Origin of the sequence: Rhodococcus sp. HM1, from assembly GCF_023218075.1 — a bacterium.
Lineage (GTDB): Bacteria > Actinomycetota > Actinomycetes > Mycobacteriales > Mycobacteriaceae > Rhodococcus.
In genome coordinates this window covers 1-1,040 of record NZ_JALPTB010000183.1, presented here as the reverse complement: position 1 = coordinate 1,040, position 1,040 = coordinate 1, and the positions used below count along the sequence as shown (strand labels likewise).

The 1,040-nt window shown below is 75.2% G+C and carries 2 pseudogenes; one reads left to right on the top strand and one right to left on the bottom strand.

The window, feature by feature from the left end:
* Window positions 1-486, bottom strand: a pseudogene (locus tag M1M07_RS32315) (hypothetical protein); the annotation flags it as partial.
* A gap of 41 nt (window positions 487-527) precedes the next feature.
* On the opposite strand from M1M07_RS32315, the pseudogene M1M07_RS32310 reads away from it, so the two are divergent.
* Window positions 528-1,040 (top strand): annotated as a pseudogene (locus M1M07_RS32310) (polysaccharide biosynthesis protein); the annotation flags it as partial.

Below are 1,040 nucleotides of genomic sequence, written 5' to 3'. Positions count from 1 at the left end.
CCCCCAGCGCAGTCCGCCACGCACCGCGACGGTCGCGCACACGACCCAGGGCAGCGCCGCGTACCCCACCAGCAGGCTCCAGTGGCCCTGCAGCAGCCGTTCGGCGACGTACGGGTTCCACACCGCCACCGTCGCCGCCACCAGTTGCGCGGGCAGACCGGCCGCTCGGTCCGGCAGCACCGTCACCACCAGCCGTGCCGCGCCCCAGCCCGCCGCCCACAGCGCCGCCACGAGCAGTGCCGTCACCGCGATCCCGCCGTCGACGACGACGGTCACGGCCGCGAGCAGCGCGTCCTGCGGCACCGCGCGGGCCGCGGCGTCGGTGATGCCCAGGGCCGAATCCGTCGGGAACGAACGCGGCGTGCTCACCGCGTCGCGCAGCAACAGATAGCCGGGGGAGAACAGCAGCGGGCCGAGCACCGCGACCGCCAGCGCGAGGCTGTAGACGACCGGCACGACGGAACGCAACGACACCGGCCTGACCATGCGCGCAGAATACGGGCCGGTGCAGGTGTAAGGATGGGCGGATGCCGCGACCTCAGACGCCGCGTCCCGCGCCCACCGGATCCGCCGTCGCCGGAATGACGATGGTGACCGCCGGTGCGATGACCGCCAGCCTGGCGTCCTACCTGCTGCACCTGCCCGCGAGCCGCTGGCTGGGCCCGGCCGGCTACGGCGAATTCGCCAGCCTGCTCGCCGCCCAGCTCGTCCTCGCGGTGCCCGCGCTCGCCCTGCAGACGGTGGTCGCGCGGGAAACCGTGCACGGCAGCGGCATCGACGAACTGCGTCGCCTCGGCTACCGGTGCGCCGCGCTCGCGGCGGGCATCGCGGCCGTGCTGGTGCCGGTGGTCGCGTGGGCGCTCGACACGAGTGTGGCCGGGGCGTTCGGGTCCCTCGTGACCGCACCCCTGCTGGTTCTCCTCGCCGCCGAACAGGGCCTGCTGCAGGGACGTGGCCGGTTCGCGGCGCTCAGCGTCGTCCTGGCCGCGGCGGGCATCGCGAAGGTCGCGCCCGCGGTCGCGGTGCTCGCCGCCGGGGGC